Source organism: Achromobacter sp. AONIH1, from assembly GCF_002902905.1.
Lineage (GTDB): Bacteria > Pseudomonadota > Gammaproteobacteria > Burkholderiales > Burkholderiaceae_B > Achromobacter.
In genome coordinates this window covers 4,225,501-4,245,159 of sequence record NZ_CP026124.1, presented here as the reverse complement: position 1 = coordinate 4,245,159, position 19,659 = coordinate 4,225,501, and the positions used below count along the sequence as shown (strand labels likewise).

General features: G+C 71.2%; 16 protein-coding genes. 5 read left to right on the top strand and 11 right to left on the bottom strand.

Annotated elements, in window-relative coordinates; genetic code table 11:
- Positions 1-42: 42 nt before the first annotated feature.
- Complete coding sequence (locus tag C2U31_RS19520) at positions 43-1,446, bottom strand: hypothetical protein (protein ID WP_103274290.1); 1,404 nt, start codon at positions 1,444-1,446, stop codon at positions 43-45.
- Between the two features lie 181 nt (positions 1,447-1,627).
- On the opposite strand from C2U31_RS19520, the gene C2U31_RS19515 reads away from it, so the two are divergent.
- Both C2U31_RS19515 and C2U31_RS19510 read left to right on the top strand, forming a co-directional pair.
- Positions 1,628-2,104 (top strand): DUF2946 family protein, encoded by a 477-nt coding sequence (locus tag C2U31_RS19515; RefSeq protein WP_158658405.1) that lies wholly within the window; start codon positions 1,628-1,630, stop codon positions 2,102-2,104.
- A 129-nt stretch (positions 2,105-2,233) separates the two neighbouring features.
- Positions 2,234-4,315: a TonB-dependent copper receptor gene (locus C2U31_RS19510; RefSeq protein WP_103274288.1), complete on the top strand. Its 2,082-nt coding sequence runs from the start codon at positions 2,234-2,236 to the stop codon at positions 4,313-4,315.
- Between the two features lie 196 nt (positions 4,316-4,511).
- Here the strand turns inward: C2U31_RS19510 and C2U31_RS19505 are convergent, their stop codons facing one another.
- The 6 genes from C2U31_RS19505 to C2U31_RS19480 all read right to left on the bottom strand — a co-directional run bounded on the left by C2U31_RS19505 (position 4,512) and on the right by C2U31_RS19480 (position 10,716).
- Positions 4,512-6,041 carry a hypothetical protein gene (locus tag C2U31_RS19505; RefSeq protein WP_103274287.1) on the bottom strand — a complete coding sequence of 510 codons (1,530 nt, stop codon included), beginning with the start codon at positions 6,039-6,041 and terminating at the stop codon, positions 4,512-4,514.
- A 108-nt stretch (positions 6,042-6,149) separates the two neighbouring features.
- A complete protein-coding gene (locus C2U31_RS19500) occupies positions 6,150-6,998 on the bottom strand; it encodes an ABC transporter permease (protein WP_199770854.1) in 849 nt (282 codons plus the stop codon).
- On the bottom strand, positions 6,995-8,185 hold the full coding sequence (locus C2U31_RS19495; RefSeq protein WP_103274286.1) for an ABC transporter substrate-binding protein: 1,191 nt from the start codon (positions 8,183-8,185) through the stop codon (positions 6,995-6,997). The genes C2U31_RS19500 and C2U31_RS19495 overlap by 4 nt, the downstream gene beginning before the upstream one ends.
- Before the next feature lie 34 nt (positions 8,186-8,219).
- The gene (locus tag C2U31_RS19490) at positions 8,220-9,035 is read right to left on the bottom strand and encodes an ABC transporter ATP-binding protein (protein ID WP_233772423.1); all 816 of its coding nucleotides are present in this window, start codon (positions 9,033-9,035) and stop codon (positions 8,220-8,222) included.
- Positions 9,032-10,162 (bottom strand): acyl-CoA dehydrogenase family protein, encoded by a 1,131-nt coding sequence (locus tag C2U31_RS19485; protein WP_103274284.1) that lies wholly within the window; start codon positions 10,160-10,162, stop codon positions 9,032-9,034. Before C2U31_RS19485 ends, C2U31_RS19490 begins: the two co-directional genes overlap by 4 nt.
- Positions 10,159-10,716 (bottom strand): carboxymuconolactone decarboxylase family protein, encoded by a 558-nt coding sequence (locus tag C2U31_RS19480; RefSeq protein WP_103274283.1) that lies wholly within the window; start codon positions 10,714-10,716, stop codon positions 10,159-10,161. The genes C2U31_RS19485 and C2U31_RS19480 overlap by 4 nt, the downstream gene beginning before the upstream one ends.
- 198 nt (positions 10,717-10,914) lie before the next feature.
- Between C2U31_RS19480 and C2U31_RS19475 the strand changes: the two genes are divergently transcribed.
- Complete coding sequence (locus C2U31_RS19475; protein WP_233772422.1) at positions 10,915-11,823, top strand: AraC family transcriptional regulator; 909 nt, start codon at positions 10,915-10,917, stop codon at positions 11,821-11,823.
- 24 nt (positions 11,824-11,847) lie between these two features.
- Here the strand turns inward: C2U31_RS19475 and C2U31_RS19470 are convergent, their stop codons facing one another.
- The 3 genes from C2U31_RS19470 to C2U31_RS19460 all read right to left on the bottom strand — a co-directional run bounded on the left by C2U31_RS19470 (position 11,848) and on the right by C2U31_RS19460 (position 15,320).
- The gene (locus tag C2U31_RS19470; RefSeq protein WP_103276459.1) at positions 11,848-12,672 is read right to left on the bottom strand and encodes an alpha/beta fold hydrolase; all 825 of its coding nucleotides are present in this window, start codon (positions 12,670-12,672) and stop codon (positions 11,848-11,850) included.
- 11 nt (positions 12,673-12,683) lie between these two features.
- Positions 12,684-13,979, bottom strand: coding sequence for an O-acetylhomoserine aminocarboxypropyltransferase/cysteine synthase family protein (locus C2U31_RS19465; protein ID WP_103274281.1), 1,296 nt, complete (start codon positions 13,977-13,979; stop codon positions 12,684-12,686).
- A 204-nt stretch (positions 13,980-14,183) separates the two neighbouring features.
- Positions 14,184-15,320 (bottom strand): aminotransferase class V-fold PLP-dependent enzyme, encoded by a 1,137-nt coding sequence (locus C2U31_RS19460; protein ID WP_103274280.1) that lies wholly within the window; start codon positions 15,318-15,320, stop codon positions 14,184-14,186.
- A gap of 211 nt (positions 15,321-15,531) precedes the next feature.
- Between C2U31_RS19460 and C2U31_RS19455 the strand changes: the two genes are divergently transcribed.
- Positions 15,532-16,575, top strand: a complete 1,044-nt coding sequence (locus C2U31_RS19455) for an amino acid ABC transporter substrate-binding protein (RefSeq protein ID WP_199770853.1) — start codon at positions 15,532-15,534, stop codon at positions 16,573-16,575.
- Between the two features lie 55 nt (positions 16,576-16,630).
- Positions 16,631-18,829, top strand: coding sequence for an ABC transporter permease subunit (locus C2U31_RS19450; protein ID WP_103274279.1), 2,199 nt, complete (start codon positions 16,631-16,633; stop codon positions 18,827-18,829).
- A 10-nt stretch (positions 18,830-18,839) separates the two neighbouring features.
- On the opposite strand, the gene C2U31_RS19445 is transcribed toward C2U31_RS19450, so the two are convergent.
- On the bottom strand, positions 18,840-19,556 hold the full coding sequence (locus C2U31_RS19445; RefSeq protein WP_103274278.1) for an SDR family oxidoreductase: 717 nt from the start codon (positions 19,554-19,556) through the stop codon (positions 18,840-18,842).
- Between the last annotated feature and the right edge of the window lie 103 nt (positions 19,557-19,659).

Below are 19,659 nucleotides of genomic sequence, written 5' to 3'. Positions count from 1 at the left end.
ATGCACCGGGCAATACCGCAGTGTAGCGGCCGCCCCCTACGCTCAATCCAGCGGATAGCGCAGGATCGCCGTCCGGCCCTCGCGCAGCGCGAGCGTCAGCACGCCCTCGCCGGCTTCGTCAAGGCCGAGCAATCCCCCTTCCTGGCCAGGCGACAGCTGGAACGGCCGCCAGTTGCGGCCCTGGTCACGGGTATGGAAATAGGCGCAGGTGCCGCCCTCGGGCGAGAACAGCAGCTCGGCGCAGGCCAGCACCATCCAGCCCTCGCGCCCGAACCAGGCCCGGCCGATACGGCTGGGCGTGCCCCGCAGCAGGGGCGCGGCGGCCACGCCATGCCATTCCCGGGACGCCGGGTCCAGCTGATAGATCTGGCCGCCCGACGCCTGGCGCAGCGCGCCGCCCGCGTCAGCACGGGATGCGCCTGACGCGTCCTGGAACGGCGCCGGCGCCGCCGCCTGCTGGATGCGGAAGGCCGGAGGCGCGCCGTCCTGGAAGGCGATCTCGAAACGGCGCGTCTCGATGAGCTGCGGCGCTTGCGCGCCGGTCTGCACGCGCACGCGCCAGCTCCAGCCGACGGCCTGCGTTTCGCCCAGCGAATACAGCGACCAGCGATATTCCAGCCGGTCCGCCTGCCCCAGTCCACGCGTCCTTTCGGCCTGCGCGTCGAAGGCCTTGCCGTAGGCGCCGGCATCCGGCCACACCTGTTCCATGATGGTCGCCGCCTGCCAGCGCCGGGCGCCATCCTCGGTATAGAGCAGCCGCTCTCCGCCGTCGCGCGATTCCAGCGCCACCGCCCGCGTCTCGCTGAGGAACAGCGCGCGCCGTTCGGGCGCGCCCAGCGCGACCTGGGCATCGTAGGACCAGCGCAGCCCCTGGTCCTCGGAACGAAAGACCCCGCCGGCGGCCTGGGGCTGATCCGAGCCGGACCGATGCAGCGCCTCGGTCACCAGGAACAACGTGCGGCCTTGCGGCGTGCTGACCAGCCCGGCGCCGGCGTCGGCGGCGATCGAGGCGCGCAGCGTGAAGACCCCGGTGCCATCGCCGCTGTAGACCAGGCTGCGCGCCCCGCTGGCCGCGAAGGCGGACACGGCCGGATCCGGCGCATCGGCCTGGGCCTGCCCGCCGTCGACCGCGCCTGTCTGCGCCATCGCGGCGCGCTGCCCGCGCGCGAGCGCCTGCAAACCCGGCTCATCGGCGTCCAGCACCTGCGCGCGCGCCAGTCCGGCCGGATCCCAGCTCGCCTTGCTCATCGTGCCGACCAGCAGCTGGCGCTCGCCGTAGCGGTACAGGTCGGCGCGCGCATGCGCCGCCAGCGGCGGGCCGTCCAGCTCGCCGATCACTTCGCTGCGCGTCAGCGCCGGCCCTTGCGGCAGCAGCTGATAGCCGCCATAGGCCAGCACGGCGGCGGCCGCGATGGCGGCCGCGCCGGCCAGCAATCTGATGTTCATTGCGCGTGGGATCCCCGTCTGTATGCGGCGGGACGTCAGGCAGGCCGGACGCCCCGCGCGTTTGCGTGACTATAGCGCGCGGCGCGCCGGCGCGCGTGCGCCATGACGCAGCGCAAGCGCGGCCTGCGCGGCTGCGCCGCCCACGCGCGTCTCAGAGCGTGTATCAGATAGAATGCGACGCATGTCCAATCCGCCGTCACGCCTCGCCACGGGATCGCACGCACGCTTCCTGCTGTGCCTGCTCGCCTTGGCGACCGTGCTGCGCGCGCTGGTGCCGGTCGGCTACATGCCGGACGCCGCCGCGCTGCGCCAGGGCCGCCTGCAGATCAGCTTCTGCTCGGCCGCCGGCGGTCCGCCCAGCGTGATGACGGCGCTGATGGACGCGCGCGCGCCATCCCCGGCCATGTCCGACATGTCCGCGATGTCCGATCCGCGCGACGGCGGACACGCCGGCCAGGCCGATGACGCCGCCCAGGAATGCCCGTTCTGGATGGTGGCGCACCAGACCCTGGACCTGCCGCCGCTGCCCTATCTGCCGGCCTTGCCCGCCGCCGCCGTGGCCTCGGTCGCGCCGCCGGCGCCGCTGTCCCTGCCGCCGCTGCCCGCGGCCGGCCCGCCGCTGGGGCCGCGCGCCCCGCCTGTCCCGTCCCTGGCCTGATCGCACGATCCGCGCGCGCCCGCGCGCTTTTCCGGCCGCCGTACCCTCCGCCTGCCTTTCGCCGCCTTGCGCCGCATTCACGGTCCACGACCCGCGCGCGCGGCGTCGGCACGCGCGCGGCCGTCCGACATGCAAAGACAGAGACGCACCGTCATGCAGAACCCGAGTTTCGAATTTCCCCGCGCCCTGGCGCTGGCCACGGCCCTGGCCGCCATCTTCCCCGCCGCCCGCGCCCAGCAGGCGCCCGCCTTCGACATGGATCCGGTGGTCATCACCGCCGTCGCGCCCGATTCGCCGCTGACCTTCATCACCAATCCCAAGACGCCGCGCCAGCCGCTGCCGGCCAGCGACGGCACCGACTACCTGAAGACCATTCCCGGCTTCTCGGCCATCCGCAATGGCGGCACCAACGGCGATCCGGTGCTGCGCGGCATGTTCGGTTCGCGCCTGAACATCCTGACCAACGGCAGCGCCATGCCCGGCGCCTGCCCGGCGCGCATGGACGCGCCCAGCTCCTATATCTCGCCCGAGACCTTCGACCAGCTCACCGTCATCAAGGGACCGCAGACCGTGCTGTGGGGTCCCGGCGCCTCGGCCGGCACCGTGCGCTTCGACCGCGACACGCCGCGCTTCACCGAGGCCGGCGTGCGCTTCGACGGCAGCCTGACTGGCGGCTCGTTCGGCCGCAATGACCAGACCGCCGACTTCACCGCCGGCAACGAAAGCGTCTACGTGCGCGTCACCGGCAACCACTCGCACTCGCAGGACTACAAGGACGGCAACGGCCTGCGCGTGCCCTCGCGCTGGGACAAGTGGAACACCGACCTGGCCCTGGGCTTCACGCCGGACGCCGACACGCTGTTCGAGCTGACCGCCGGCGCCGGCGACGGCGAGGCGCGTTACGCCGGCCGGGGCATGGACGGCTCGAAGTTCAAGCGCGAGAGCTTCGGGCTGCGCTTCGAGAAGCGCAACCTCGGCGCCACGCTGGAAAAGATCGAGGCCCAGCTCTACTACAACTACGCCGACCATGTGATGGACAACTACACGCTGCGCCGGCCCGATCCGAACGGTCCCATGCCGATGGCCATGGCCGCCGACGTGGACCGCGCCACCTGGGGCGGCCGCGTCGCCGCCACGCTCAAGCTGGCCGATGCGCTGTCCATGACCGGCGGTCTGGACTTCCAGCAGAGCCGCCACCGTGGCCGCAGCGGCACCGACACGAACTCGTATCGCAACCAGTCGTGGGAAAAGGACGCCGAATTCAGCAACGTCGGCCTGTTCTCGGAACTAACCTGGCGCGCCTCCGAACGTGGCCGCCTGATCGGCGGCGCGCGCGTGGACCGGGCTTCGGCCAAGGACTTCCGTCCCACCTCGGGCCACATGATGATGATGCCCAATCCCACCGCCGGCCAGCGCCGCGACAGCACGCTGCCCAGCGGCTTCCTGCGCTACGAGCAGGACCTGGAGAACCTGCCGGCCACCTGGTATGTGGGCCTGGGCCATGTGCAGCGCTTCCCCGACTATTGGGAGCTGTTCTCGCCCGGCAGGGGTCCGGCCGGCTCGGTCAACGCCTTCGACGCGATCAAGCCCGAAAAGACCACGCAGCTGGATGTGGGCATGCAGTACCGCGGCGACAAGGTCGACGCCTGGGTGTCCGGCTATGCCGGCTACGTGCGGGACTTCATCCTGTTCGACTACCGCCCGGGCGGCATGATGGGACCGACCTCGCAGGCTTCGAACGTGAACGCGCGCATCGCCGGCGGCGAGCTGGGCGCGTCGTGGAAGGTCGCGCCGTCGTGGACCCTGGGCGCCACCCTGGCCTATGCCTGGGGCGAGAACCGCAGCGACGGCCGCGCCCTGCCCCAGATCCCGCCGCTGGAAGCCAAGCTCAGCGCCGCTTACGACGACGGCGTCTGGTCCGCCGGCGCGCTCTGGCGCCTGGTCGCGCCGCAGAAGCGCTACGCGCTCAACAGCGGCAACGTGGTCGGCCAGGACTTCGGCCCCAGCGCGGGCTTCGGCGTGTTCTCGCTGAACGCGGGCTATGCCATCAGCAAGCAGGTCAAGCTGTCGCTGGGCGTGGACAACCTGTTCGACAAGGCCTATGCCGAACACCTGAACCTGGCCGGCGACGCCGGCTTCGGCTTCCCCGGCCACTCGCGGGTCAATGAGCCCGGCCGCAGCGTGTGGGCGCGGGTCAGCGTCAAGTACTGAAACGCCGGCGCGCGCTCCCCTTTCGTCGCCTGAACGGGCATATTCCCGCAACGACGAAAACCCTGGTTGATCCGGCCTCACCGGACAGAGCGGTCCTTCCTGCCGAGGACCGCTCCGTTCCGGAAGCGCAAGCCTGCCCCGGATTGAGCGGCCATACAGGAGTGCCGCCCCGTGAACGACATGGAAGAATGATCGCCTATCCCGCCACGGACCCGGAACACGTCACCCTGTACACCTGCCAGTCAATCAGGCTGTACAGCACATGCAGCCTGAAGCCGGGAAGATTCCACAGGAAGTAGCCGGTGTCCTCGGCCACGCCGTGCGCGTCCGGATCCCTGCCGACGCGCGGGATGATGTCCTCGAGCCGGGTGGAGAACGCCAGGCCGAAGGGCAGCGGCCCCGGGTATCCCGCGCTGTCCATGTCGCCGGCCCGGTTCACGCGGTAGCCGGCAAGAACGGTCGTGCCCACGTCCGCGCCATCGCGGAAATACAGGCTCAGGCCGTGGGACTTCAGGTAGCGAAAGACCTCATCGCCGCGCCCGGCCTCGTCCCGTGCGTCCTGGTTCCACGCCAGCGGCGCCAGGGCCGCCTGCAGTTTGGCGTCATCCACGGCCAGGCCGATGGCCGCATTCAACTTTTCCAGGTCGGGCGCGTTCCGGGATGCTTCCGATGAAGCGGCGCCGATCATCTCCAGATCGTAGCGATTCGGCCTGCGCACATGCACGATGGCGACGCGGCCGGCGTCCGCCGTGTAGCTGATGTTCAGATGCCAGTCCTTGTCGACCCAGAGTTCCGCCGGCAGTCCATGCAGCACGCGGCGGGCGATCGGGGCGGAGAGCTTTTCCCGAACCTGCGCCGGTCCGTCGGCGAAGCGCAAGCCGAAAGGAAGCTCGCCCTGGAATCCGGCGCGGCCGGAAACGCCCGGGCCGTAGAAGGCCGCCTGCTTGAGGACGAAGCCCTGCCCCGCAGCTTCGGCGGAAAACAGCCGGCCGTGGCTTTCCCGGCTTTCGTAGATCAACGCGACGCCGTGCCGCTCGTTCTCGTCGATCTCGCTCAGGCGCGCCTCGCGCAGCGTCTCGTCCGACGCGGCGCCATGGCCGTCAACGCCAGGGGCCGCATGCGGACGGTCGTGGATGCCATGCTGGTCCAGCCAAGCGCCAAAGGCGGCGTCGTCCGGCGATGCGCCCAGGAAGGACAGCAGTTCCGGGGCGGACAGCGGCTGCGCGGCCGCGCCCGGCGTTTCAGCGGCAGCAGCCTGAAGCTCGATGTTGAATTTCCTGGCGCTATGGACGTTGGGCCGGGTGAACCTGAATGTGTCGATCTTCCGCCCCTTCCCGCCATAGAACACGATGATCAGGAAGTCACCCCGGCGGTAGGTCTGGACCTCTGCCTTCGGGTCTTCGTCCAGGGCCCTACCCAGCGCCGCGTCCACCTGCTGCCGGTCCATGGCCAGCGACAGGCCGAAGGGCAGCTCCCCCAGGTATCCCTGGTGCACGTCGAAGGACTCCAGCGTGAACCCTCCGTCGCCCACGGGCTCCCGGACATTCCTGCCCATGTAGGACTCGGTGGGATCGAATTCCAGCGACACCAGCTTGTCCTGGGTGCGCACCCGGGTGGTCGAGTCGCCCTTGGGCATCTTCTTCATGCCCAGGCCCAGCATGCAATCCTGCAACGCGGCGCTTGCCGAGGTGTGGCCGATGAGCTGGACAAGCGTGCTGATGGTCATGGGTTCATGCCTGAAATGGGAATGCGCCGCCGGGGCGCCGCGCGGGGTGGGGCCATAGCGTACAGGCTATGGCCCGAATCGCGAAACGCGCCCCGTCGCGGCCTGCCCCTAACGGCTCCAGCGCCGATACAGCGCCCGCGCCGCCGCGTCCAGCAGGAAGCCCAGCAGGCCGATCAACAGCACCATCGCCATCAACTCGGGATAGGCCAGCCGGTCGCGCGTATCCAGGATGAAATAGCCCATGCCGGCCGACACGCCCAGCATCTCGCAGGGCACCAGCACGATCCACAGGATGCCGATGGCCAGCCGCAGGCCGGTCAGGATATGGCCCAGCACGCCCGGCAGGATCACGTGGCGCAGCGTTTCCCAGCGGGTCGCGGCCACGCTCTGCGCCAGCAGCAGCCAGCGCGGATCCAGGTGATGCACGCCGGCGGCGGTGTTGAGCACGATGGGCCAGACGGCGGCGAAGGCCAGCAGGAAGTACACCGGATCATCGCCCACGCCGAAGGCCATCACGGCGATCGGCATCCAGGACAGCGGCGAGATCATGCGCAGGAACTGCATGGCGGGCGACAGCGCCGCCTCCAGCCGCCGGAAGCTGCCGATGGCCAGCCCCAGCGGCACGCCCACGGCCAGCGCCAGCCCCAGGCCCACCGCGATGCGGCGCAGGCTGACCAGGATATGGGCGGGCAGGTCCGGGCCCGTCAGCAGCATGGCCAGCGCGCTCAAGGTCGGGCCGGGCGCGAAACGCCGCGCCATCGCGCCTTCGGCCGGCAGCACGGCGGTGCACAGCCACCAGGCCAGCGCCACGACCGCCAGCCCCAGCACGCCCAGGCCGGCGCGGCTCGCCAGTCCCGGCGGCCGAGTGCTGGCACGGGCGCGCGCGGCAGGCGCCACGGCACCCGACCCCGAGGCGGCCGGGGCCGCGCCCGCCGCCGTGGACGGCGTCCCGCTCACGCCTGCACCTGCTCGCTGCGGACGTAGCTCTCGGGAAAGCCGAAGCGCCCCAATCCGCCGGCGGCCTCGATGGCGCGCCTGACGTAGCGGTCGTCGACCAGCTCGGCCGCCGCGCGCGCCGGATCCAGCGTCGCCAGGAAGCCCCGGTCGGCCTCGATCAGCGTGTCGCGCAGCCGCCGCACCAGTTCCTCGGTGTAGCTCGGGAAGGGATAGGGCTGGAAGTCGATGCGTCGCTCGTCCCAGTCGCCATGGCGGATCGCGCCGCTGGCCAGGTAGCGCTCGCGGTCCTCGGGCGGCGGCGCCAGCACCTTGCTCAGGGCCGGCAGGCCGTGCGGCGTGTAGCGGTTGATGCCTTCCTTGGACAGCAGCCTGGCGGTTTCCTCGCGGTTGTCGCGGATCCAGAGCTGGGCCTGGACGATGGCGTCCACCACTTTCTGCGACCACTGCGGCCGCTGCTCCAGGTCGCGCTCGTGCATGAACACCACGCAGCAGGCGTGGTTGCGCCAGACGTCGCCGGTGAAGCGCAGCACCCTGCCCACGCCCAGCGTCTCGGCCGCCGCATTGAAGGGCTCGGCCACGATGTAGCCGGCGATGCGCTTCTGCGCCAGCGCCGGCGGCATGTCGGCCGGCGCCATCACGATCAGGTTGACCTCGCCCGCCGCCGGCGCGCCGTCCTTGCGCGACACCGGCGTCAGGCCGTTCTCGCGCAGCAGGTCTTGCAGCACCACGTTATGGATGGAATACCAGAACGGGATCGCCACGGTCTTGCCGCCCAGGTCCTTGACGCTGTTGATCTCCGGCGTCACCGTCAGGCCCGAGCCGCCGACGTGGTTCCAGGCCACCACCTTGGCCGGCACCTGACTGCCGAAGCGCGCCCAGACGGTCATGGGCGACAGCAGGTGCACCACGTTGACCTGTCCCGAGATGAAGGCCTCGATCACCTGCGCCCAGCTGCGCAGCAGCGTGGGCTTCTCGGCCTTGACGCCGGCCTTGTCGAACAGGCCGTTGTTGTGCGCCACCAGCAGCGGCGCGGCGTCGGTGATCGGCAGATAGCCGATGCGCACCGGCGCGTCGGGCTCGGCCTGGGCGCGCGCATTGAAGGCGGACAGCAACGACGCCGCCCCGCCCGCGCTCAGCAGCGCCGTCAGTTTCAACCAGTCGCGACGCGACATGTGTTCCAGGCACATTCCTAGGCTCCTTGTGTCTTGCTCTGATGAGGGGTCAAACAGGTACCGCCGGTTCGGACGCCGCGCGTCCGGCCCGCAGCGCGCCGCGCAGGCGGGACAGGATTTCCAGGCGCAGCGCGCCCATTTCGGGCAGCAGGTCGGCGCGCGGCTGCGGCAGGTCCACGGCCCATTCGCCCAGCACGCCGCCGGGCGCGCCGCCCAGCAGCACGATGCGGTCGGCCAGCAGCAGCGCCTCGTCGATATCGTGGGTGATCAGCAGCGCGGCGGCGCCGACGTCGGCCACCACCTTGCGCAGCAGCGTCTGCATTTCGGCGCGCGTGACCTCGTCCAGCGCCCCGAACGGCTCGTCCAGCAGCAGCACCGCCGGCTGGCGGGCCAGGCAGCGCGCCAGCGCGGTGCGCTGCGCCATGCCGCCGGACAGCTGGGCCGGCCGCAGCTGGCGGGCGTGCGACAGGCCGACTTCCTCGATGGCCAGGTCCACGCGCCGCGCGCGCTCGCGCGCATCCAGCGCCGGCTGATGCTTGAAGTCCAGGCCGAAGGCCACGTTGCGTTCCAGCGTCAGCCAGGGCAAGAGGCCCGGATCCTGAAACGCCACGGCCACGCGCGGATGCACGCCGGCCAGCCGCTGGCCTTCCATGTCGAGCGCGCCGGCGCTGGGCGCCTGCAGCCCGGCCAGCACGCGCAGCAGGCTGGACTTGCCGGCCCCGCTGGCGCCCAGCACGGCCAGCACCTCGCCGCGCGCCAGGTCCAGGTTCACGTCCTGGAACACGGCGGCGTCGGCGCCCGGATAGCGCAGCGTCAGACCGCGCGCGCGCAGCACCGGCACGCGGCCGCTCATGTCGCCGCTCATGCCGCCGCCTCGGCGGCCAGCCGGGCGCGGCGCTTGGCCAGCTCGGTCTTCAGCTGCACCAGGCTGGGCGTGACGATGGGCAGGAAGGCGGCCTCGCGCCAGCGCCGCGCGAAGCCATCGCCGGCCGGCTTCAGGTAGGCCGCGCCGCCGCTGGCCTGCAGCTCCAGCTGCACCGCCTGCTGCGCCGCCTCGGCCAGCGCGATGCGGACCTCGAACAGCAGCCAGGGCTCGGCCACGTAGCGGCCCTCGCGCACGCCGGCGATGAGCTGGTCCGACAGGTATTCGACCTGGGCCTGCAACTGCGCCAGCGGCTCGGCCAGGATGCCGCGCGCGCCCTGCCCCTGCCCCGCCGTCGCGGCCTGGCGCAGCGCGCGCCGGGCCAGGCCGATGGACAGGCCGCATTGCAGCCCGGCGAAGGCCGGCCGCGCCTGCGGCAGGTACTGGCGGGCATCGGCGTGGATCAGCCAGCGCGGGCTGATGCGCACGCCCTTCACTTCCAGCGCCGCCGTGTTGCTCGATTGCAGGCCCAGCAGGCGCAGGTCGGCGCTGCGCGTCAGGCCGGCGATGCCCTGCGGCAGCGCCACCACGGCCGGCGTGCCGTCCGGCGCGGTCACGGCCGCCGCCACCAGGAAGCCGTCCGGGCGCAGATTGGTGACCCAGGGCATGCGGCCGTCCAGCACCCAGTCGTCGCCATCCTGGCGCGCCGAGATCTGCAGCGACTCGATGCCGCTGAGGAATTTCATGGCGTTGGACAGCGCCGTGGCGCCGGCCAGCTCGCCGCGCAGCAGCGGGCCGGTCCAGTCGCGCGCCAGCGCCTGGTTCGGGCTGTGCAGCAGGTATTCGATGAAGACGCGCTGGCCCCAGGCCACGAAGGCCGCCGCCACGGAATGCTCGGCCAGCTGCGACACCGCCTCGATGGCGTCGCCGGCATCGCTGCCTTCCAGGCCGCCCTGGCTGGCGGGCACGCCCAGCCGGAACACGCCGGCCTCGGCCAGCCTGGGCAGGACCGAGGCGGGATCCTCGGCGCCTTCGTCCAGCGCCTGGGCATGCGCGTCCAGCCAGTCGCGCAGCTCGGCCGGCAGCCAGGAACGGGCGCCGGTATCGGTAAGCGCCTGCGTCGCCGTCATTGCTTGGGGCTCCAGGCGTAGTCGGCCAGTTGCGTGTTGAGCGGCGTCTGCGCCAGGTTGTTGCCGAAATTGCAGATGGTGGCCAGGCCCACGCCGACGATCACTTCCAGCGCGTTGCCGTCGGTGTAGCCGGCCTCGCGCAGCGCCTGCAGCTCGGCGTCGCTGACGCGGCCGCGCGTGTTGATGACGGCCTCGGTGAAGGCGGCCAGCGCCTGCAGCCGCGCGTCGGGCAGCGTGCCCTGGGCGCGCAGCGCCTCGACCACCTCGGGCGAGAGCTTGGCCTTGTTGCGGGCCAGCGCCGTATGGCCGGCCACGCAGAAGGTGCAACCGTGGCGCGTGCCGGCCACCAGTTGCACCACTTCGCGCTCCTGCAGCGTCAGCCCGGCGCGGGCGTTGATCTGCGACAGCGTCTGGTAGGCCTCCAGGGCCGCCGGCGCATTGGCCAGCACGCCCAGCAGGTTCGACAGGTAGCCGGCGCCCTGTTCGGCGGCGCTCAGGGCGGGACGGACGGCTTCGGGCGCGCTTTGCGCGGTATGGATGGTCAGACGGGCCATGGGGATCTCCAGGTGCGGATGGCAAAACCGTATTGTGCGTATGCCCGGCGGCGGGCGACAATGCCCGCTGATCGCAACTTGATGCTCGAACTTATCGACTTTCAGCTATGCACTTATAACCCGGGCGCATGGCGCATCATCCTCTCAAACTGCTATTGCGCCGCGACCATATCAGATGGTCCGGCGGTCCACAACGCCTTGTCCCAACCCGCCCACGACCGATCCGCCGCCGACGCGCTGCTGCTGTCCAGCCTGGACGTGCGCTCCAGCCTCTATCACCTGGGCCAGTATTGCGGCGCCTGGAACGCCAGCACCAGCGGCCGCGCGCGCGCCAGCTTCCACCTGATCCTGCACGGCGATTGCCGCGTGGACCTGGGAACCGAAAGCCTGGCGCTGGCCGCCGGCGACGGCATCTTCTTCCTGCGCGACCTGCCGCACACGCTGATGCCCGCCGGCGCCCCGCCCGCCGCCCCGTCCCGGGGCATGCAGCCGCTGGAACCGCGCCAGCCCGATGGCACCGGCCTGGCCTGCGGCTTCTTCGAATTCCGTTCCGGGCTGGACGGCCTGCTGGCCGACGCCCTGCCCGATTATCTGCTATTGCGCGCCAGCGACGCGCGCTATGCCGCCGCGCGCGGCGTGTTCCAGCTGATCCTGGACGAGACCGCCGATCCGGCCGCCTCGCCGCTGGTGGTGGAACGGCTGACGGACCTACTCATCTTCTTCATGCTGCGCCATCTGGCGGCGCGCGATCCGCAAGCGCACGGCCTGCTGGTGCTGGCGCGCGACCCGGCCATGGCCGGGCTGCTGCAGGCCATCCTGGCCGAGCCGGCGCTGCCCTGGAGCCTGCAGGACATGGCCGACCGGCTGCACATGTCCAAGGCCACCTTCCACCGCCGTTTCACGCTGCACAGCGGCACCACGCCCGCCCAGCTGCTGCAGGCACTGCGCATGCGCGCCGCCCGCAGGCTGCTGGAACAAGGCGCGGGCATCCAGGAAGCCGCCGAGCGCGTGGGCTACCAGTCGCAGGCGGCCTTCAGCCGCGCCTTCCAGCGCGCCGAGGGCATGGCGCCCTCGGCCTGCCGCAAGCGCCAGGCCGGCGCCGTCTGAGCGGAAGGGCCGGCCCTTCCCGCCTCAGGACAGGCCCAGCAGCAGGGCCGAGAGCTGATCCGGATGCGTGATGTGCGCCTCGTGCGGCGCGGCCAGGTCCACCCAGTTCCAGCCCGGCTGCGACTTGACCAGCTTGCGCGAGGCTTCCAGCACGCCCAGCTCGGGCTGGGTGCAATGGATGTAGGTGCGCGGCCGGCCGTTGCCGATCGGATGCTTGAGCGTGAGCGGCGTGGTGTAGCTGGCCAGCGGATGCGCGGTCAGGCGGCGCTTGACCCAGGCGTGGTCGGCGCTGCCTTCCTTGAAACCCCAGGCCGCGGGAATCGGATCCGGGATCGGCACCGCCAGCCCGTCGGTGGCCTTGGAGGCCGCCGCGATGCGCGCGTCGGCGTCGGCCTGCGGATAGACCGAGAACGCGTTCTGGCCGCTTTGCAGCACGATCGCGTCGAAGTACACCAGGTGCGCCAGCCGTTCCGGGATCCGATCGGCCACGCCCGTGATCGGGATGCCGCCGAAGCTGTGGCCCACCAGGATCACGTCGTTCAGCTCCTCGGTCTGGATGACCTGCACCAGGTCCTCGACGAAGGTATCGATGGTGATGCTGCGGGACAGCAGGTGGGCGCGGTCGCCCATGCCGGTATAGCTGGGCGCGTACACCCGGTGGCCTGCCGCCGCCAGGCGCTCGGCCACCGGCCGCCAGCACCAGCCGCCATGCCAGGAGCCATGCGCCAGCACATAGGTCTTGCCGCCGGCGTCCTTGCCGGCGGCGCCCTGCCTGCCGGCCGCCAGCGCGGGCGCGGCGGCCACGGCGGGCAGGCCCGCCACCAGCTTCAGCAGGGTTCTGCGTTGCATCATCGCCATCGTCACACCTGCGCCAGGGCCTGGTCCAGATCGGCGATCAGGTCGTCGATGTGTTCGATGCCGATCGACAGGCGCACGGTTTCCTCGCGCACGCCGGCCTTTTGCAGCTCTTCGGGATTGAGCTGGCGGTGCGTGGTGGACGCCGGGTGCGTGGCCAGCGACTTGGCGTCGCCGATGTTGACCAGGCGGGTGAACAGCTGCAGCGCGTCCTGGAAGCGCGCGCCGGCCTCGCGGCCGCCCTTCACGCCGAAGGTGAACAGGCCCGGCGCCTTGCCGCCCAGGTACTTCCGCACCAACGCATGGTCGGGGTGATCCGGCAGGCCGGCATAGTTGACCCACTCGACCTTGGGATGCTCGCGCAGGAAGCCGGCGACCTTGACCGCGTTCTCGACGATGCGATCCACCCGCAGCGCCAGCGTCTCGATGCCCTGCAGGATCTGGAAGGAATTGAACGGCGAGATCGCCGCGCCGGTGTTGCGCAGCGGCACCACGCGGGCGCGGCCGATATAGGCGGCCGGGCCGAAGGCCTCGGTATAGACCACCCCGTGATAGCTGATGTCGGGTTCGTTCAGGCGCTTGAAGCGGGCCTTGTGCTCGGCCCAGGGGAACTTGCCCGAGTCGATGATGGCGCCGCCCAGGCTGGTGCCATGACCGCCCAGGTACTTGGTCAGCGACTGCACCACGATGTCCGCGCCGTGCTCGATCGGACGCAGCAGGTACGGCGAGGGCACGGTGTTGTCGACGATCAGCGGCAGGCCGTGGCGGTGCGCCAGCTCGGCCAGCGCGGCGATGTCGGTGATGTTGCCCAGCGGGTTGCCGACGGACTCGGCGAAGATCGCCTTGGTGCGTTCGTTGATCTGCTTCTCGAACGAGCCGATATCGCGCGGATCCGCGAAGCGCGTGGTGATGCCGTACTGCGGCAGCGTGTGGGCGAACAGGTTGTAGGTGCCGCCATACAGCGTGCTGGACGAGACGATGTTGTCGCCCGCCTCGGCGATGGTCAGGATCGCGTAGGTCACGGCGGCCTGGCCCGAGGCCAGCGCCAGCGCGGCGATGCCGCCTTCCAGCGCCGCGACGCGCTGTTCCAGCACGTCGGTGGTCGGGTTCATGATGCGGGTGTAGATATTGCCCGCGACCTTCAGGTCGAACAGGTCGGCGCCGTGCTGCGTGTCGTCGAACGCGTAGGCCACGGTCTGGTAGATCGGCACCGCCACCGCGCGGGTGGTGGGGTCGGGCCGGTAGCCGCCATGCACGGCCACGGTTTCCAGACGCCAATTGGGTTTCTTGCTGTCGCTCATCTGCTTCTCCTCGGAACGATTGCGTTGATGCGAAAGGTTTTCCTAGTGTGCTGTCCCGTAGGTACGTCCGCATGACGAAATTCATCCATAGGCGTCAGGGCTAGGCGCAAACCGCAGTGATACCCGTAGGTATCACGAGGATTTGCAACGACGCCATGGCGGCTAGGGGTGGATTTCGTGCGGGCGTATCTACGGGACAGCACACTAGACCCATCCGCGCGCGGCGCGCAGGATGCGGTCCACATCCTCGTGGTTGTTATAGGCGCCCAATGACAGGCGCACGTAACCATACTCCACAATGCTGGCCACCACCCCGGCCTCGGCCAGATGGGCCAGCGCGGCCGCCGGATCGGGCAGGCGCAGCGCCGTGGTGGTGCTGCGCATGGACGCGTCGGCCGGCGACACCACGTCCAGGCCCAGGCCGCGCAGGCCGTCGGCCAGCGCGCGCGACAATTCCAGCGCCCAGGGCTCGATGCGCGCCGGGTCGGCCTGCTCGATCAGGTCCAGCGCCCCGGCCCAGCCGGCGATGCCGGGGTAATTCAGATTGCCGGTCTCCAGCCGCCGCGCGTCCTGGCGGTCGGGCGCGGCGACGCGCCACTCGAGTCCGGACTTGTCCAGCGACAGGCCGCCGGACGGCCCCAGGTACGGCGGATCCAGCGCGTCCAGCAGCGCCGGCGACAGATGCAGGAAGCCCACGCCCAGCGGGCCGAGCAGGCCCTTGTGCGCGCCGCAGGCGAACGCGTCCACGCCCCAGTCGTCGACCCGCGCGCGCAGCAGGCCGGCGCCCTGTATGCCGTCCACCACCAGCCAGATGTCGCGCGCCGCGCAGCGCCGGCCCAGCTCCGCGATGTCGCTGCGCAGGCCCGTGGCGTACTGCACCCAGGACAGCGCGACCAGCCGCGTGCGCGCATCCACGCGCGCCCAGATGTCGTCCACGGTGTAGCGATGCCCGCCCGACGAGGCCACGCGCACGTCCACGCCGCGCCGTCGCAGGCTCAGCCACGGCAGCGCGTTCGAAGGATGCTCCTGGTCGTCCACCACCAGGTTGTCGCCTTCGCGCCAGGGCAGGCCCTGGGCCACGGTGTTCAGCCCCTCCGTCGTGTTCTTGGTGAAGGCCAGCCGGCGCGCGTCGCCGCCGATCAGCCGGGCCAGGCGCGCGCGCAGCGCGTCGGCATCGGCCAGCCAGCCCGGCTTGTCGCTGCGCGCATGGGCGATGCCGTCGAAGAAATCGGCCACCGCCGAGGCCACCCTGGGCGACAGCGGACTGGTGTAGGCGATGTTGGCGTAGACGCGGTCCCGGGTGATGGGAAAGAACTGCCTGAACTCATCCTGCCAACGCATGCGCCATCTGCTCCACAACGATAAAAACCGGCGCCAGCGCCGGCGGGCCCGCCACGTGCAACGGGCCTCGGATGCAGGGAATTGTAGGGACGTGAACACGATAACGATAAGGCTTAGTGCTCATATCCATATGACGAGACAGTCGCTCGATTCCCACGCGGCCACACCTAGAATGCATGCCTTTCTTGCATACGACGAATACAGGACAGGTATGAAGGCACGACGCATCGGCATCCATTTCCTTATCAAGGCCACGACGGTCGCGGCGGCGGCGCTGGCCATGGCGGGCGCGGCGCAGGCCGGCCCCACGGTGGACGCCATCAAGAAGCGCGGCGAGCTGGTCTGCGGCGTGAGCCAGGGCTCGGCCGGCCTGTCCATCGCCGACGCGCAGGGCCGCTGGACCGGCCTGGACGCCGACCTGTGCCGCGCGCTGGCCGCCGCCGTGCTGGGCGACGCGTCCAAGACCCGCTTCGTGCCGCTCAGTTCGCAGCAACGCTTTCCCGCGCTGCAAAGCGGCGAGATCGACGTGCTGAACCGCAACACCACCATCACCTCGGGCCGCGACGCCGGCCTGGGCATCGTCTCGGCCGGCATCGTGTTCTACGACGGCCAGGGCTTCATGGTGCCGAAGAAGCTGGGCGTCAAGAGCGCCGCCGAACTGGACGGCGCGCAGGTCTGCGTGCAGCCGGGCACCGTCAACGAACAGAACCTGGTCGACTACTTCAATAAGCACAAGCTGTCGTACCGGCCCGTCGTGATCGAGAACCTGGTGGAGCTGGAACAGGCCTTCTACGCGGGCCGCTGCGACGTCTACCTGTCGGACGCCTCCACGCTGGCCGCCAGCCGCGCCGCGCGCGCCGCCAATCCGGATGACTTCGTGATCCTGCCCGAGCGCATCAACAAGTCGCCGCTCGGCCCCTTCGTGCGCCAGGACGATCCCAACTGGAGCGCCATCGTGCGCTGGACCGTCAACGCGCTGGTGGCCGCCGAGGAACTGGGCGTCACCGCCGCCAACGCCGACAGCCAGGCGCAGGGCGCGGACGCGCAGGTGCGCCGCCTGCTGGGCGCGGAGCCCGGCATCGGCAAGAGCTTCGGCCTGGACGAGCAGTGGGCGCGCAACGCCATCAAGGCCGTGGGCAACTACGGCGAGGTCTGGAACCGCAACCTGGGCGCGGCCACGCCGCTGAAGCTTGAGCGCGGCCTGAACGCGCAATGGAACCAGGGCGGCCTGCTGTACTCGCCGCCGTTCCAATGACGCGCGCTGGCGCTGCCCGGCGCGCGCCGGCGGCGCGAATCGGACGCGGCGCGCCATGAGCGCGCTCGCCCTGCCGGCCGCGCCGCGCCGCTGGCCCGCCGCGCTGGCCTGGATCCTGGGCCTGGGCGGGCTGGCCGCGCTGCTGGCCCTGCAGATCGAATCCGTACAGGCCGCGCGCGGCGTGCACGGCGGCTTCGGCTTCCTGTTCCAGGCCTCGGGCTTTCGCATCTCGGAAAGCCTGCTCGACGTGCTGCCCGAGGATCCCTACTGGATGTCGCTGGCGGCCGGCCTGGTCAACACGCTGACGGTGGCGCTGGCCGCCCTGCCCCTGGCCACGCTGCTGGGCGTGGCGCTGGGCCTGGCGCGCCTGTCGCCCGAGCCGGTGGCGTCGCGGCTGGCGGCCGTCATCATCGCGCCGCTGCGCAACACCCCGGTGCTGTTGCAGCTCTTCGTCTGGTACGGCCTGCTGCTGCGCCTGCCCGACGCGCGCCAGGCCTGGGAACCGCTGCCGTCGGTGCTGCTGTCCAATCGCGGACTGGCGCTGCCGGCGCTGCACGGCTGGCTGCCACAAGCGGCGAGCCTGATTGTCGCCATGTTGATCGCGGGCTGGGCGATTCGACGCCGGCGGCTCGCGATGGACGGCCCCACGCATCGTAGACGCGTTCTGCTCATCCGCGTCGCGCCCTGGCTGGCGCTGGCCGGCCTGCTGCTCGCCTGGACCCTCCTGCCCGCGCCCATCGTCGAACTGCCAGTCCGGCGCGGACTGGGCCTGCAAGGCGGCTGGCAACCCAGCATCGAATTCGCCACACTGGTCATCGGCCTGTCGGTGTTCCATGCCGCCTATATCGCCGACATCGTGCGCGCCTCGGTGCGCGCGGTGCCAGCGGGGCTGGTCGAGGCCGGACAGGCGCTGGCGCTGTCGCGCCCGGACATCCTGCGCCTCGTGGTCGCGCCCAATGCCGCGCGCGTGGCGCTGCCGCCTTACGCCAACCAGTGCCTGGCGCTGATCAAGAACAGCACGCTGGCCATCGCCATCGGCTACCAGGACCTGATGGCCGTCATCAACACCGCCATCACGCAGACCGGCCTGGCGCTGGAAGGCATCTCGCTGGCGCTGGCGGCCTATCTGGGCCTGGCCCTGGCGCTGGGCGGCGCGCTGTCCGCGTGGAACGCCCGCTGCGCCCGGCATGGTCCGGGCGATCTGCACGGCGCGCGCCTGGGCGAACGGCCGGCATTGCTTGCCGCCCTCGCGGGGCAAGGCGGCGGACGCTGGACGCGGCGACTGGCCAGGACGGCCGTGCTGCTGGCGGCGCTGCTCGCCGCCGGTTCGCTCGCCGACTGGGCCTTGCTCAACGCCGTCTGGCGCGGCGACGCGGCGGCCTGCGCGCAAGCCGCCGGCGCCTGCTGGGCCGCCGTGGGCGAGAACCTGCCCCTGTTGCTGTTCGGCGCGATGCAGCCGGCGCATCGCGGCCCCGCCCTGGTTGCCTGCGCCGCGCTGCTGCTGGCGGTCGCCGTCGCGCTGGGCGCGGGCCGGCTGTCCGGACGGATACGCGCCGGCGTCGCCATCGCCGCACTGGCGCTTGCCGCCGGCGCGCTGTCCGGCTGGCCCTGGGGCGGCGAGGCCATCGGCCCGCTGCGCTGGGGCGGCCTGCTGGTCACGCTGATCCTGGCGATCGCGGCGCTGTTGGCCGCCGTGCCGCTGGCGGCCGGTCTGGCGCTGCTGCGCCGCTCGTCCAGTCCCGCCGGCTCGTTCGCCGCCGCCACGCTGATCGAGGCCGTGCGCGGCGTGCCGCTGGTGACGCAACTGCTGTTCGCGTCCTTCGTGCTGCCCATGCTGCTGGGCGGCGGCGTGTCCAAGTTCAGCATGGCGCTGGCCGCGCTGACGCTGCACACCGCCTGCCTGCTGGCCGAGGTGCTGCGCGGCGCGCTGCAGGCCATCCCACCGGGCCAGATGGCGGCGGCCCGCGCGCTGGGCATGGGCTCCGCCCTGGCCTACCAGGCCGTGATCTGGCCGCAGGCCCGGCGCATCGCCGCGCCGGCGGCGCTGGGCGTATTCGTGGGCGCGGTCAAGGATACCTCGCTGGTCAGCATCATCGGCGTGTTCGACGTGCTGGGCGCGGCCAAGGCCGTGGTGGCCGGCACGGCCTGGCGGCCCTATCACGTCGAGGTCTACCTGGCGGTGGCCGCGCTGTACTTCGCGGCCAGCCTGGCGCTGTCGCGGGTGGCGCGGGCGATGGAGACGGGGCGGCTCTGAGCGGCCGGCCTCAGAAGCGTTCGTCGAGGATCGCCGGCAGCACCAGTTCCCGCACGAAAGCAGCATCGGACAGGCTGAGCAGCGCCCGCACCATCGCCACCACATCGTGCACCGGCGCCAGCGTGCCCTCGCCGCGCCGGCTGGCGTCATCGCGCGCCACCGCCAGCCCGTCCTCGGTGTTCAGGTAGCCCAGCTGCAGGCAGGTGACCGCCAGCCGCTGCGCCCGGAAACGCTCGCGCAGCGCGTCGGCGATGCCCGACAGCGCCGCCTTGGAAGCGCCGAACGCCACTTCGGGCCGGCCGCTGCGCGGCAATCCGGAGGTCGAACCGGTCAGCACCAGCTGCGGCTTGGCGCGACCCAGCAGGCGCGGGATCAGCCGTTGCAACAGCAGGATCGTGCCGGTGATGTTGATGTCCAGCAGCCGCGCGATCTGTTGCGGCGAATCGGCCAGGAAGTCGTAATCGTCGGTGAAAGCCTTGTCTTCCCACACGCCGACGTTGTAGAGAATGGCGTCCAGTTCGGCCGGCGCCTGGTCGGCGATGCGCGCGGCGGCGGCCTCGGGGTCGGACAGGTCCGCCTCGATCCAGCGCAGCGCGCAGGACGGCGCCACCGTCAGGTCCGTGGGCGCCTTGCGCGATACGCCGATGATCATTTCCGCGTCCTGCCCCAGCCCTTCGGCCAGGGCGCGGCCCAGGCCCTTGCTGGCGCCCACGATCAATATCCTCATGCTGTGCTCCGTTGCGGTGTCGGCCCGAGGATATAGCACGACTGGCGGCGCGGACGCGTCAAGCCCCCGCGCCGCCAGCGGTCATGCCAGCCGCCCATCCCGG

Bases quoted from the DNA above. Each gene is read 5' to 3' on its own strand.
- C2U31_RS19520 (WP_103274290.1), bottom strand. From the start codon at position 1,446: ATGAACATCAGATTGCTGGCCGGCGCGGCCGCCATCGCGGCCGCCGCC.
- C2U31_RS19505 (WP_103274287.1), bottom strand. From the start codon at position 6,041: ATGACCATCAGCACGCTTGTCCAGCTCATCGGCCACACCTCGGCAAGC.
- C2U31_RS19455 (WP_199770853.1), top strand. From the start codon at position 15,532: ATGAAGGCACGACGCATCGGCATCCATTTCCTTATCAAGGCCACGACG.
- C2U31_RS19480 (WP_103274283.1), bottom strand. From the start codon at position 10,716: ATGGCCCGTCTGACCATCCATACCGCGCAAAGCGCGCCCGAAGCCGTC.
- C2U31_RS19495 (WP_103274286.1), bottom strand. From the start codon at position 8,185: ATGTGCCTGGAACACATGTCGCGTCGCGACTGGTTGAAACTGACGGCG.
- C2U31_RS19485 (WP_103274284.1), bottom strand. From the start codon at position 10,162: ATGACGGCGACGCAGGCGCTTACCGATACCGGCGCCCGTTCCTGGCTG.
- C2U31_RS19470 (WP_103276459.1), bottom strand. From the start codon at position 12,672: ATGCAACGCAGAACCCTGCTGAAGCTGGTGGCGGGCCTGCCCGCCGTG.
- C2U31_RS19460 (WP_103274280.1), bottom strand. From the start codon at position 15,320: ATGCGTTGGCAGGATGAGTTCAGGCAGTTCTTTCCCATCACCCGGGAC.
- C2U31_RS19515 (WP_158658405.1), top strand. From the start codon at position 1,628: ATGTCCAATCCGCCGTCACGCCTCGCCACGGGATCGCACGCACGCTTC.
- C2U31_RS19465 (WP_103274281.1), bottom strand. From the start codon at position 13,979: ATGAGCGACAGCAAGAAACCCAATTGGCGTCTGGAAACCGTGGCCGTG.
- C2U31_RS19450 (WP_103274279.1), top strand. From the start codon at position 16,631: ATGAGCGCGCTCGCCCTGCCGGCCGCGCCGCGCCGCTGGCCCGCCGCG.
- C2U31_RS19510 (WP_103274288.1), top strand. From the start codon at position 2,234: ATGCAAAGACAGAGACGCACCGTCATGCAGAACCCGAGTTTCGAATTT.
- C2U31_RS19445 (WP_103274278.1), bottom strand. From the start codon at position 19,556: ATGAGGATATTGATCGTGGGCGCCAGCAAGGGCCTGGGCCGCGCCCTG.
- C2U31_RS19490 (WP_233772423.1), bottom strand. From the start codon at position 9,035: ATGAGCGGCGACATGAGCGGCCGCGTGCCGGTGCTGCGCGCGCGCGGT.